This is a genomic window from uncultured Cellulomonas sp., from assembly GCF_963527515.1.
Taxonomy (GTDB): domain Bacteria; phylum Actinomycetota; class Actinomycetes; order Actinomycetales; family Cellulomonadaceae; genus Cellulomonas.
Genome location: NZ_CAURTV010000107.1, coordinates 1 through 11,780 on the forward strand (window position 1 = coordinate 1; position 11,780 = coordinate 11,780).

General features: G+C 73.6%; 15 protein-coding genes. 6 read left to right on the top strand and 9 right to left on the bottom strand.

From position 1 onward, the window contains the following. Window positions 1-876, bottom strand: an 876-nt coding sequence (gene infC, locus RYN42_RS17275; protein ID WP_399552523.1) for a translation initiation factor IF-3, incomplete at its 3' end; no start/stop codon positions are given. 382 nt (window positions 877-1,258) lie between these two features. Between infC and RYN42_RS17280 the strand changes: the two genes are divergently transcribed. The 6 genes from RYN42_RS17280 (at window position 1,259) to RYN42_RS17305 (ending at window position 5,538) form a co-directional block, all read left to right on the top strand. Next, a complete protein-coding gene (locus RYN42_RS17280; protein ID WP_315098042.1) occupies window positions 1,259-1,678 on the top strand; it encodes a Fur family transcriptional regulator in 420 nt (139 codons plus the stop codon). 85 nt (window positions 1,679-1,763) lie between these two features. Further along, complete coding sequence (locus RYN42_RS17285; protein ID WP_315098043.1) at window positions 1,764-3,269, top strand: catalase; 1,506 nt, start codon at window positions 1,764-1,766, stop codon at window positions 3,267-3,269. 83 nt (window positions 3,270-3,352) lie between these two features. Continuing rightward, entirely contained in the window at window positions 3,353-3,730 is a 378-nt protein-coding gene (locus RYN42_RS17290; RefSeq protein WP_315098044.1) for a DUF1844 domain-containing protein, read from the top strand. A 26-nt stretch (window positions 3,731-3,756) separates the two neighbouring features. Then, window positions 3,757-4,386: a hypothetical protein gene (locus RYN42_RS17295; RefSeq protein WP_315098045.1), complete on the top strand. Its 630-nt coding sequence runs from the start codon at window positions 3,757-3,759 to the stop codon at window positions 4,384-4,386. After that, complete coding sequence (locus RYN42_RS17300; RefSeq protein WP_315098046.1) at window positions 4,383-5,123, top strand: serine protease; 741 nt, start codon at window positions 4,383-4,385, stop codon at window positions 5,121-5,123. The genes RYN42_RS17295 and RYN42_RS17300 overlap by 4 nt, the downstream gene beginning before the upstream one ends. Before the next feature lie 16 nt (window positions 5,124-5,139). Next, window positions 5,140-5,538 carry a spore germination protein GerW family protein gene (locus tag RYN42_RS17305; RefSeq protein WP_315098047.1) on the top strand — a complete coding sequence of 133 codons (399 nt, stop codon included), beginning with the start codon at window positions 5,140-5,142 and terminating at the stop codon, window positions 5,536-5,538. On the opposite strand, the gene RYN42_RS17310 is transcribed toward RYN42_RS17305, so the two are convergent. From RYN42_RS17310 to RYN42_RS17345, 8 genes are all read right to left on the bottom strand, one after another. After that, window positions 5,535-6,266 carry an SseB family protein gene (locus RYN42_RS17310; protein WP_315098048.1) on the bottom strand — a complete coding sequence of 244 codons (732 nt, stop codon included), beginning with the start codon at window positions 6,264-6,266 and terminating at the stop codon, window positions 5,535-5,537. The genes RYN42_RS17305 and RYN42_RS17310 overlap by 4 nt on opposite strands. Then, a complete protein-coding gene (priA, locus tag RYN42_RS17315) occupies window positions 6,263-7,003 on the bottom strand; it encodes a bifunctional 1-(5-phosphoribosyl)-5-((5-phosphoribosylamino)methylideneamino)imidazole-4-carboxamide isomerase/phosphoribosylanthranilate isomerase PriA (protein WP_315098049.1) in 741 nt (246 codons plus the stop codon). Before priA ends, RYN42_RS17310 begins: the two co-directional genes overlap by 4 nt. Then, on the bottom strand, window positions 7,000-7,665 hold the full coding sequence (locus RYN42_RS17320) for an imidazole glycerol phosphate synthase subunit HisH (protein ID WP_315098050.1): 666 nt from the start codon (window positions 7,663-7,665) through the stop codon (window positions 7,000-7,002). Before RYN42_RS17320 ends, priA begins: the two co-directional genes overlap by 4 nt. An 80-nt stretch (window positions 7,666-7,745) precedes the next feature. Further along, window positions 7,746-8,894 (bottom strand): GH12 family glycosyl hydrolase domain-containing protein, encoded by a 1,149-nt coding sequence (locus RYN42_RS17325; RefSeq protein WP_315098051.1) that lies wholly within the window; start codon window positions 8,892-8,894, stop codon window positions 7,746-7,748. A 62-nt stretch (window positions 8,895-8,956) separates the two neighbouring features. After that, the gene (locus RYN42_RS17330; RefSeq protein ID WP_315098052.1) at window positions 8,957-9,439 is read right to left on the bottom strand and encodes a hypothetical protein; all 483 of its coding nucleotides are present in this window, start codon (window positions 9,437-9,439) and stop codon (window positions 8,957-8,959) included. Next, window positions 9,436-10,047 (bottom strand): imidazoleglycerol-phosphate dehydratase HisB, encoded by a 612-nt coding sequence (hisB, locus tag RYN42_RS17335; protein WP_315098053.1) that lies wholly within the window; start codon window positions 10,045-10,047, stop codon window positions 9,436-9,438. The genes RYN42_RS17330 and hisB overlap by 4 nt, the downstream gene beginning before the upstream one ends. Then, window positions 10,044-11,159 (bottom strand): histidinol-phosphate transaminase, encoded by a 1,116-nt coding sequence (locus RYN42_RS17340; protein WP_315098054.1) that lies wholly within the window; start codon window positions 11,157-11,159, stop codon window positions 10,044-10,046. Before RYN42_RS17340 ends, hisB begins: the two co-directional genes overlap by 4 nt. Before the next feature lie 9 nt (window positions 11,160-11,168). Beyond that, a partial coding sequence (locus RYN42_RS17345; protein WP_315098055.1) for an NAD-dependent epimerase/dehydratase family protein occupies window positions 11,169-11,780 on the bottom strand: 612 nt, incomplete at its 5' end.

The following is an 11,780-nucleotide window of genomic DNA, read 5'->3' on the forward strand; positions in this document are numbered from 1 at the left end:
GGACGGACGAGCCGTTGCCGGGCGGGGTGCGGCAGGACGTGACGGGGCGACGGGCGCCGCGGCAGGAGCCTCGACGACCTCCGGTGCCTCGTCGACGACCGGTGCCTCGACCGCTGCTGGTGCCTCGTCGACGACCGGCGGCTCGACGGCGGCGGGTGCCTCGTCGACCGCAGGCGTCTCGACCGCGGCCGGGGCGTCAGCCACGACCGGCGACTCGAGGACCGGGGCGGACTCGGCGAGCGCCGGGGTCTCGGACGGCTCGACCGGGTTGGCCGCAGCAGCCGCGGCGGCCGCAGCGGCGGCCGCGTTCTGCTCGCGGGCCGCAGCAGCCTGCGCCGCACGGCGCTGCTCCAGCTTCTGGTCGGCCTTCTTCTTCACCGGGCCGAGCACCATGATCATGTTGCGCCCGTCCTGCTTGGGCATGCTCTCGATGAAGCCGAGCTCGGACACGTCGTCCGCCAGGCGCTGCAGCAGGCGGACACCCATCTCCGGGCGCGACTGCTCGCGGCCACGGAACATGATCATGACCTTGACCTTGTCGCCGGCGGCGAGGAACCGCTCGACGTGGCCCTTCTTGGTGCCGTAGTCGTGCGGGTCGATCTTCAGCCGGAAACGGATCTCCTTGAGGACCGTGTTGGTCTGGTTCCGCCGGGCCTCACGGGCCTTCATGTCTGCTTCGTACTTGAACTTGCCGTAGTCCATGATCTTGCAGACAGGCGGACGAGCGTCAGGTGCCACCTCGACGAGGTCGAGGTCGGCGTCCTGGGCCAGGCGCAAGGCGTCCTCCACGCGGACGATGCCGACCTGCTCGCCGTTGGGGCCGACCAGGCGGACCTCGGCGACGCGGATCCGATCGTTGATGCGGGGCTCGCTGATGTGGTGCTCCTCAGGTTCGTCGTGGGCGACCGCCGGGAACGAGGAAGGCCCCCGTCCTGGGTACAGGTGGGGGCCTCACGAGTCCGACAGTGCGCACCGGCGAACGGCACGACACCAGGCATGCACCGCATCTCAGCGGCACATCCTCGGACCGAACCCGGCCTCTGTCGTCGTCCCCTGCGCAGACAGGAGGCGAGCGGTTGATGCTCGGGTGGGATCAGCTCCACTTGTACACCGCGGCCGTCCGCCCACGTCGGGGCAGCAGAACGCGGCTGGTCGTTCTCCAGAATACCACGGGCCGGCGCTGGCACGAGTCGCGGCTGCTCGACAGCGCCCGCGACGCTTACTTGAATGATTCCAGAATACATGGGAAGGTCGCGCCATGGACCTCTCCGCTGCTCTGCGTGAGCGCGGCCTGCGCGTCACCGAGCCGCGGCTGCGCGTGTTCGACGTCGTCGGTCGCCACCCCCACGCCGATGCCGACACCGTCCTGACCGAGGTCCGTCGCACCCTGCCGACCGTCTCCGTCCAGGCGGTCTACGACGTGCTGCACGCCCTCACCGACGCCGGGCTGCTGCGCCGCATCGAGCCGGCCGGGCACCCCGCGCGCTACGAGCGCCGGGTGGGCGACAACCACCACCACGTCGCCTGCCGCGTCTGCGGTGCGCTGGGCGACGTCGACTGCGCCGTCGGGCACGCACCCTGCCTGGTCCCCAGCTCCACGTCGGGCTTCACCATCGAGACCGCCGAGGTCACGTACTGGGGCCTGTGCCCCGCGTGCCGCGCCGCCGAGACCGCCTGACTCCCCCGCACGCCCCTCGTCCGCCGGCTCCGTGGCCGCGCGGTACCTCCCGGTCGGCCCTGCCCGGCCTCGTGAAAGGAACACAGTGACCCAGGTCCCGTACACCACCACCAACGCCGGCGCGCCGGTCGCCTCGGACGCGCACTCGCAGTCCGTCGGCACCGACGGCCCCCTCGTCCTGCACGACCACTACCTCGTGGAGAAGCTCGCGCAGTTCAACCGCGAGAAGGTCCCCGAGCGCATCGTGCACGCCAAGGGTGGTGGGGCGTTCGGGACGTTCACCACGACGCACGACGTCAGCGCGTACACCCGCGCGGCGCTGTTCCAGCCGGGCGTCAGCACGGAGACGCTGCTGCGCTTCTCGACGGTGGCCGGCGAGCAGGGCTCCCCCGACACGTGGCGCGACCCCCGCGGGTTCGCGCTGAAGTTCTACACGACCGAGGGCAACTACGACCTGGTCGGCAACAACACGCCCGTCTTCTTCATCCGCGACGGCATCAAGTTCCCCGACTTCATCCACTCGCAGAAGCGCCTGCCGGGCAGCCACCTGCGCGACAACGACATGCAGTGGGACTTCTGGTCGCTGTCCCCCGAGTCCGCGCACCAGGTGACCTGGCTCATGGGCGACCGCGGCATCCCCGCGTCGTGGCGGCACATGGACGGCTTCGGCTCGCACACGTACCAGTGGATCAACGCCGCCGGTGAGCGGTTCTGGGTCAAGTACCACTTCCGGACCAACCAGGGCATCCGCAGCTTCACCGGCGAGGAGGCCGCGCAGCTGGCCGGGTCCGACGCCGACCACCACATCCGGGACCTGTACGAGGCCATCGAGGGCGGCGACCACCCGTCGTGGACCCTCTCGGTGCAGGTCATGCCGTACGCGGAGGCCGCTGGGTACCGGTTCAACCCGTTCGACCTGACCAAGGTCTGGCCGCACGCGGACTACCCGCTCATCGAGGTCGGGCAGCTCGAGCTGAACCGCAACCCGGCGAACTACTTCGCCGAGATCGAGCAGGCGACCTTCGCGCCCAGCAACTTCGTACCCGGCATCGCGGCCAGCCCCGACAAGATGCTGCTCGCGCGGATCTTCTCCTACGCCGACGCGCACCGGTACCGCGTGGGGACCAACCACGCGCAGCTGCCCGTCAACGCCCCCCACGCCGCACCCGTGCACTCCTACTCCAAGGACGGCGCGGCGCGGTACGCGTTCAACGGCCCGAGCACGCCGGTGTACGCGCCGAACTCCGTGGGCGGGGCCGCCGCCGACCCGGCGCGCGCCGCCGAGTCCATCGGCTGGGAGTCGGACGGGGTGCTGCAGCGCTCGGCCGCGACGCTGCACCCGGAGGACGACGACTTCGGGCAGGCCGGCACGCTCTACCGGGACGTCTTCGACGACGCCGCGCGGGCGCGGTTCCTCGAGACGATCACGGGTCACGTCGGCGGCGTGCGCAGCGACGAGATCCGCGAGCGCGCGATCGGCTACTGGACCCAGGTCGACGCCGGGCTCGGTAGCGCGCTGCGTGCGGCGCTGGCCGGCACGGCGCCGATCGAGACCGGCGAGCCCGCGACGGCGAGCCTCCCGGTCGCCTGACGGGCTGCCTCGGCACGGCCCGCACCAGCAGTGCAGGCCGTGCCGCGGCGTCGACGCCCAGGACGCGATGAGAGGATCGGCGCATGGCCGAGCACACCACTCCCGACGCCCCCCGCACGTCCGAGGCGGAGGCCGTGCGGGACATCGCCGACGTCGCCGCCGTCGAGGTCATCACGACCGCAGCGGTCCACCTGATGAGCGCGGCGGCGGTCAAGTGCGGGCTGAGCCCTGACACCGACGAGACGCAGGGGCGGGACTATCTCGACCTGGACGAGGCCCGCAAGCTGATCACGGCGCTCGCCGCCCTGGTGACGGCCACGGCGCCGGACATCGGCAACCAGCACGCCCGCTCCCTGCGCGACGGCCTGCGCTCGCTGCAGCTGGCGTTCCGGGAGGCCTCACCCTTCCCCGACGCCCCCGGGGACGGGCCGGGCGAGAAGTTCACCGGCTCGGTCGTCTGACCCGGCCGCCCTCCTATCCTGGGCCGATGCAGCACGACGACCCCTTCGCGCGCGACGTCCCGCCCCCGGCCGCGCAGCCGCCGGTGACCGAGGTCGTGCGCATCGACCCCGTGGCATGGTCCCCGGAGCCGGTCCGCCGCCGTCGGCCACGCGTCGCGACCGTCGTCCTGGCACTCCTGCTGGTCGCCACTCTGGTGGGCGCCGGGCTGGTCCTGTCACGGATGTTCGCCACCAACGAGGCGTGGCGGGACTCGACGCAGCGGTGGGAGACGCTCGCGCGGTCCACGGGTGAGCAGCTGGCGGCGTCGCAGGCGGACCTGGACGCGACGCGGGCGGAGCTCGAGGCGGTCAGCGCGCAGCTGGCGACCGCACAGGAGCGGATCACCCAGCTGGCCGACGAGAAGGCGCAGCTGGGCGACACGAGCGCGTCGCAGCAGCAGCTGGCGGACTACCAGGCGCGGGTGTCGCAGGCGGCGGGGCAGGTGGCCACCGCGCTGGCCAGCTGCGTCGACGGGCAGCAGCGCCTCATCGGCTACCTGCAGGACTCCGACCAGTACGACCCGGCCGACCTGGCGCGGTTCACGTCCGACGTGCAGACCGTGTGCGCGACGGCGACCGACGCGAACGCGGCGCTGCAGCGCGAGCTCGACCGATGACGCGACGCGCGGTGCTGGCCGGTTGCGGCGGCGCCGTCGTCGCGATGCTGGCCATGGCCGGCTGCGCCATGCTGCCGGGCCTGCCCGCGCCGGTGCCCACGAACGTCGTGCCGAGCGACCTGCCGCAGCAGACGCCCACCTCGAGCGGCAACCTCTCCCCCGACGGCTTCGACTCCGCGCAGCGGATGGCGGTGCGCATCCGCAACATCGGCTGCGGCACCCTGTCGACGGGGTCGGGGTTCGCGCTCGACGACCACACGCTGGTGACCAACCGGCACGTGGTCACCGACTCCTCGACGCTCCAGCTGAACACGTACGACGGTCGGGACCTCACGGCGGCGGCGACGAGCACAGCGGACCTGGCGGACCTGGCGATCGTCCGCACGGAGGACGCCCTGCCGGCCGCTCCGGAGCTGGCCGAGACCGACCCGGCGATCGGTGCCACCGTGACCGTGGTCGGCTACCCGCTCGGCAGGGCGCTGACCGTGACCACCGGGCAGGTGCTGTCCAGCCGGACGGACCCGCTGAACGAGAACCTCGGCGAGGTGCTGGTCACCGACGCCCCCGTCGAGCCCGGCAGCTCCGGTTCGGCCGTGCTGGACGACGACGGGCGCGTGGTCGGCGTCGTGTACGCCAAGGACTCGAACGGTCACAGCTTTGTGGTGCCCGTGAGCACGCTGCGGTCCATGCTGGACGACGAGGCGTCGTTCACGCCGACCGCGCCCTGCACCGGCTGACCCACCCGGAGGACCCATGGCCGTCCCGCACTTCGACCCCGCCGACCTCACCCGTGCCGTGAGCGACACCCTGTCGGTGCGCCGCGTGTTCGGCGAGGCCTACGAGCGCGACGGCACCCTCGTCATCCCCGTCGCCCGCGTCTGGGGCGCGACCGGCTCCGGCTCCGGGTCGGGCCAGGTGGGCGTGCCTGCCGACGCCGAGGGCGAGGGCGTGCCTGCGGGCGGCCAGCAGGGCGACGGCGGGGGCGGCGGGTACGGCGTTCACGTCACGGCGCTGGGAGTCTTCGTCGTGGACGGCTCGGGGGCACGCTGGCAGCCGGCGCTCGACGTCAACCGCGTGGTCCTCGGCGCCCAGCTGGTGGGGGCCGTCGTGCTCAGCACCGCCGCGCTCGCCTGGGCGTTCCGGCGTCGCTAGACCGCCGCGCGCGGGCGGAGCTCGAGGGAGTCGACGCGCGCCGCCACCAGCTCCACCCCCGCCAGGGTGGCGTTGACCTGCGCCAGCACGGCGTCGAGCCCCGGCCGGTCCAGGCCGGCCACGAGAGCGACGACGACGGCCACCTCCGCACGCGTGCCGGGCACGGCGTCGACGGTCACCACCCCGGGCAGCGGCGAGACCGCCGAGGCGATCGCGGCGCGCACCTCGGGGTCGACGCCGTCGGCGGTGACCGCGGGACGCCACCGCTCCTGCTGCGCCAGGGCCCACACGGCCGGTCGCGGGACGAGCACCGTGGTCGGGCCGCCCGGGTCGACGACGAGCACCTCCCACCCCTCGGTGACCGCCGAGAGCGCGGCGCGCGCCACGTCGGACGGCACGGGACGCGCATCGGGCCGCCACGCGGCCATCGTCGCGACGGAGGTGAACACGGGCAGGGCGGTGCGGCCGTCCGGGGAGCGGAGCGCCACGATGCCCGCGGACGCCTCCTTGTCCACCGTGTGCGCGTGACCGCCGTGCACGACCGTGTCCTCGACCTCGAGCTCGGCCAGCACGGGCACCAGCACCCGGGTCCCGGTCAGCGCCTCGACCAGGCCGGCGACCGTGCCGACACCCCTGTCGATCGCGTCCAGGGCGGCCGCGACGGCCGGGTCGGCCGTGCCGTCGTCGCCCGCGAACGGTGACGACGGCGGCAGCTCGCGTCCGGTCACGGGCGGCCGGCGACGTCCAGCGCCTCGGGCAGGGTGAACGCGCCCGCGTACAGCGCCTTGCCGACGATCGCACCCTCGACCCCGAGCGGGACCAGCGTCCGCAGCACCCTCAGGTCCTCCAGGCTCGAGACGCCGCCCGAGGCGATCACGGGGGCGTCCGTGCGAGCGCACATCTGCTGCAGCAGCTCGACGTTCGGGCCGGTGAGCATGCCGTCCTTGTGCACGTCGGTCACCACGTAGCGGGCGCAGCCGGCGTCCTCGAGGCGGGCCAGCACCTCCCAGAGGTCCCCGCCCTCCTGCGTCCAGCCGCGGGCGGCCAGCGTGGTGCCGCGCACGTCGAGCCCGACCGCGATCTGCTCGCCGAACGAGCCGATCACCCGCGCGGTCCACTCCGGGTTCTCCAGCGCGGCGGTGCCGAGGTTGACCCGGGTGGCGCCGGTGCCGAGCGCACGCTCCACGGAGGCGTCGTCGCGGATGCCCCCGGACAGCTCAACCTTGACGCCCTTGCCCACCAGCTCCGCGGTCACCTCGGCGAGCAGGTCCGCGTTCGAGCCGCGACCGAAGGCGGCGTCGAGGTCCACGAGGTGGATCCACTCCGCGCCGCCCGCGTGCCAGTCCAGCGCGGCGGACAGCGGGTCGCCGTAGCCCGTCTCAGTGCCGGCGGCGCCCTGGGTCAGCCGGACGGCCTGCCCGTCGGCGACGTCGACGGCGGGCAGCAGCTCGAGGCGGTCGGTCATTCGTGACTCCTGGTCGGGGCGGTGGTGGGCAGGGACGAGACCCAGCGGGCGAGCACCCGGGCGCCGGCCTCGCCGGACGACTCGGGGCGCAGCTGGAGGGCGACGAGCGGGCCGTTCTCGACGGCGACCACGAAACGCTCCTCACCGGCGGACCAGGTGACGACCGGGACCAGGACGCGGGTGTCCGCAGGCCAGTGGTCGAGCAGGGGGAAGGACCGGGCGGCGTGCGTGCGGGCGACGTGAACGTGGGCCTCCCCGAGGCCCGCGAACAGGGCGGACCCGTCGGGCACGTCGACGGCCGTGAGGTCCTGCGGGGGGTCGATCGCCTCCACCACGCCCGCCCACTCGCCGAGGCCCTCCGTGCGGGCGCCGTCCTGCACGATCTCCGTGAACATCACGTGCATGCCGACGCCGACCGCGAGCACCGGGCGACCGCCCGCAAGCCTGCGGTCGACCACCTGGTCGGCCCCGATCGCGCGCAGGGCGGGCATCACGTCCGCGGCGGGTGCGTCGCCCGCGACGACGAGGCCGTCGGCGGCCAGCGCGGAGCGCTTGTCCGCCGTCACCAGCACCCGGGCACCGGCGCCGGTCAGCGCCTCGGCCAGCGCCGACTGGTCGTCGGCGCCGTGGTCGAGCACGACGACGAGGGGCTGGGCGGGCACCGGACCACGGTACCCGCGGCTGCGGCCGGGCATGCACGGACGCCGGTCCGCGAGACGGCCGGCGTCCGTCCCGCCGCAGGTCAGGAACCCGTGCAGGTGAGGGTCGGGGATCCCGGCGCCGCGCCGTTGCCGACGAACCCGAACGTCGTGGACGCGCCGGCGCCGAGCAGGCCGTTGTACGGGGCGTTCGCCACGGACACGCGCGAGCCGCTCTGCGACGCGACCCCGTTCCAGAGGTTGTTGAGCGTCTGGCCCGACGGGAAGATCCAGCCCACCGACCAGCGGCTCAGCATCGCCGAGCCGGTGTTCTTGACGGTCACCGCACCCTGGAAGCCGCCCTGCCACGACCCGGTGACCGCCAGGGTCGCGCTGCAGCCTGCCGGTCCGGAGGTCGGGGTGGGGGTGGGCGTGCTCGTCGGCGTCGGGCTCTGCGTCGGCTGCGGACCGTCCGTCGTGACGGAGAAGCTGTTCAGGGTCAGGCCTGCGCCGCCGACCCACGGCTCGAAGCCCGCCTGGATGCTGGTCAGGTACCAGCTGGTCGAGCCGAGCCCGCGGGCCACGACGTCCTTCCAGAAGTCGTTGACCAGGAAGGTCGCCGACGAGGTGGGCTGCTGACGCACGTACGAGATGACGTTCCAGCCTGCCGAGCCGGACCAGATGTCCCACGTCGCACCGGCGATGCTCGCCGTGCCGATCTTCGACCCGATCGGCTGGATGGGGCCGGCGTGGTTGAGCCAGACCATCAGCTCCGCGCCGTCGTTCTGGCCGGTGGTCGTGGACGGCCGGGACCTGTGGAACCAGATGTCGTAGGCGGCGTCGTACGTCCCGCTGCTCGGGAACGTCATGCTCACGCTCGTCGAGATCGTGGCGAACCGCGGGTCGGACGCCTGCAGGCCGTTGGGGCTGAGGATGTTGCCGTTGGTGGTGCAGCTGGAGTAGTGGCAGCCGTAGTACGCCGCCGGATAGGACTTGGGGGCGCCGTTGGTGGCGACGGAGCCGTCGGCCTGCGTCACGGTGAAGCCGGTGCTGCTGACGTCGATGCACTGCGTGGCGCTGGTGCCCCAGCGGTTGTTCATCACGGTGTACCGGCCACCCTGGATGGGGGCGCTCCCCCACTGGTCGCACAGGACCGGTGCGGCGGAGGCGACCTGGGCGGCGGCGACCCCCGACATCCCGAGCAGCGAGCAGAGCAGGGCGACGAGCGCGACGGTGCGGCTTCGGCGGGTCATGCGGGCCAGGCAACCACCCGCACGCGACGCCCGCGACCGGCTAAACGATTCCGTCTGTACCGCTACACCTGACCGCGCTTCGCGATCGTGCGCATCGCCTGCCAACGGGACATGCCGACGCTGGTGACCATCCCCGCGACCTCGGCCGCCTGCACCGATCCGAGCAGGAGGTCCTCGAGCACCGGCGGAGCGTCGGACAGGACGAGGCCCGCGGGCAGGCCCTCCCCACGCTCGCCGCCCGTCCACCGCGAGGCGGTGATCTGTCCCTCGCGCCGCTCCAGCAGGATCACCGGGATGGTGCGGAGCAGCCTCGAGATCGCCGCGGCGCCGTCCGACGCGGCGGCGGGGTCGCGCAGGGACGCGATCGCGCCGATGGGCGTCGGCACGACGTCGACGTCGACCTTGGCGATCGCGCAGGCCGCCGCGAGCGGAGCCGGCGCGGCGACCTGCGTGATGACGAGCACGACCGACGGGTCCTCGTCGGCGCCGTCGACCAGCGAGGAGAGGTCGTCGGGAACCTCGAAGTCGTCGGGGAGGTCGGTCACAGCGCGCCCTTCGTCGACGGGATGCCCTCCACGCGGGGGTCGAGCGCGACCGCGAACCGCAGCGCCCGGGCGAGGGCCTTGAACTGCGCCTCGACGATGTGGTGCGGGTCGCGGCCCGCGAGCACGCGGACGTGGATGCTGAACGCGGCGTGGTGCGCGATGGACTCGAGCACGTGCCGGGTGAGCGAACCCGTGAAGTGGCCCCCGATGAGGTGGTACTCCTGCCCGGGAGGCTCGCCCGTGTGCACCAGGTACGGGCGACCGGACACGTCCACGACGGCCTGCGCGAGCGCCTCGTCCAGCGGCACCGTGGCGTCCCCGAACCGCGAGATGCCGCGCTTGTCGCCCAGCGCCTCCCGCAGCGCCTCCCCGATCGTGATCGCGACGTCCTCCACCGTGTGGTGCGCGTCGATGTGGGTGTCACCCGTCGCCTTCACGGTGAGGTCGATGAGCGAGTGCTTGCCCAGCGCGGTGAGCATGTGGTCGTAGAACGGCACGGTCGTCGAGATGTCGGTGCGGCCGGTGCCATCGAGGTCCAGCTCGACCAGCACGCTCGACTCGCTGGTCGCGCGCTCGATGCGCGCGGTACGCCCCTTGGGAGCACTCACAGTCCTGCCACCTCCACCAGGGCGCCCTGGAACGCCACCATGTCCTGCGGGGTGCCGACCGACACCCGCAGCCATCCGTCGGGTCCGACCTCACGGATCAGGACTCCACGGTCGAGCAGACCCTGCCAGATCGCGTGCCGGTCGTCGAACAGGCCGAAGAGCACGAAGTTCGCGTCGGAGTCCGCCACGGTCAGACCGCGCTCGCGCAGCCAGACGACCAGGGCGTCGCGCTCGTCGCGCAGCGACCCGACCTGGGCCATCAGGGCAGGGGCGTGCCGGAGCGCTGCGCGGGCGACCGCCTGCGTCACGGCCGACAGGTGGTACGGCAGGCGCACCACCCGCAGGGCGTCGACGAGCGCGGGCGCCGCCGCCAGGTAGCCGACCCGCGCGCCCGCCAGGCCGAACGCCTTGGACATGGTCCGGCTCACCGCGAGGTGCGGGTGGTCGGCCAGCAGCTCGAGCGCCGACGGGGTCCCCGCGCGGCGGAACTCGCCGTACGCCTCGTCGACGACGACCACGCACCCGCCCGGCACGGCCGCGGCGGCGTCGAGGACGGCGAGCACGGTCTGCGCGGGCAGCGCCGTGCCGGTGGGGTTGTTCGGGCTGGCCAGCAGCACCACGGACGGCGAGTGCTCGGCGATCGCGGCGCGCGCGACGTCGGCGTCGAGCCCGAAGTCCGCCTCACGCCTGCCCGCGACCCAGCCCGTGAACGTGTCCCGGGCGTACTCCGGGTACATCGAGTACGTGGGCGCGAACGACAGCACCGTGCGACCCGGGCCGCCGAACGCCTGCAGGACGTGCAGCATGATCTCGTTCGAACCGTTCGCCGCCCACACCTGCGCGGTGGCCAGCTCCACGCCGGACTCCACCCGCAGGTACCCGGCCAGGTCGCCCCGGAGCGCCTCGAAGTCCCGGTCGGGGTAGCGGTTCAGGCCGGAGGCCGCCTCGGCCACCGCGGCCGCGATGTCCGCGACGACGTCGGGCGCGGGCGCGTAGGGGTTCTCGTTGACGTTGAGCAGGTGTGGCACGTCCAGCTGCGGGGCGCCGTACGGCTCCAGGCCGACGAGGTCGGGGCGCAGCGGGAGCGCTCCGCGGGCGAGGTCAGCAGTCACGTGCCGAGTCTAGGGAGCCTGCGCGGACGCCTGCCGCGCCGTCCAGGCCGCCAGCCGCTGCAGGCCCTCGTCGAGGCTCACCCTGGGTACCCAGCCCAGCGCCTCGCGCGTGCGGCGCTGGTCGAACCAGTGCGCGGTCGAGAGCTGCTCCGCCACGAACCGGGTCAGCGGGGGCTCACCGGGCAGCGGGAGTGCGCGCCACGCGGCGTCGAGCACCGACCCGGCGCCCCGTGCGAGCGCCGCGGGCAGGTGCCGGTGCGGGACGGGCGCACCGCTCGCCGCGCAGATCCCCGCGAGCAGCTCGACCACCGGGCGGGGCTCCCCGTTCGTGACGACGTACGGCTCCCCGTACGCGGTGTCGTCGGCCTGCAGTGCGGCCACGAGGGCGTCGACGGCGTTGTCGACGTAGGTGGTGTCGATGAGCGCGGCGCCGCTGCCCAGCACGGGCAGCCGGCCCGCCCGCGCGCGGTCCACCACGCGGCCGACCAGCTGCGTGTCCCCGGGGCCCCACACGACGTGCGGGCGTACGACGATCACGCGGAGCCCGTCGGCGGCGTCGGCCGCGAGCGCCAGGAGCTCCGCCCGGGCCTTGGTCCGGGCGTAGCTGCCGCGGGCGCGCTC

What these genes read in the sequence shown, in the direction of transcription:
- RYN42_RS17290 (WP_315098044.1), top strand. Translation starts at nt 3,353, where the DNA reads ATGGCCGAGCACACCACTCCCGACGCCCCCCGCACGTCCGAGGCGGAG.
- RYN42_RS17300 (WP_315098046.1), top strand. Translation starts at nt 4,383, where the DNA reads ATGACGCGACGCGCGGTGCTGGCCGGTTGCGGCGGCGCCGTCGTCGCG.
- RYN42_RS17295 (WP_315098045.1), top strand. Translation starts at nt 3,757, where the DNA reads ATGCAGCACGACGACCCCTTCGCGCGCGACGTCCCGCCCCCGGCCGCG.
- RYN42_RS17325 (WP_315098051.1), bottom strand. Translation starts at nt 8,894, where the DNA reads ATGACCCGCCGAAGCCGCACCGTCGCGCTCGTCGCCCTGCTCTGCTCG.
- RYN42_RS17280 (WP_315098042.1), top strand. Translation starts at nt 1,259, where the DNA reads ATGGACCTCTCCGCTGCTCTGCGTGAGCGCGGCCTGCGCGTCACCGAG.
- priA (WP_315098049.1), bottom strand. Translation starts at nt 7,003, where the DNA reads ATGACCGACCGCCTCGAGCTGCTGCCCGCCGTCGACGTCGCCGACGGG.
- RYN42_RS17305 (WP_315098047.1), top strand. Translation starts at nt 5,140, where the DNA reads ATGGCCGTCCCGCACTTCGACCCCGCCGACCTCACCCGTGCCGTGAGC.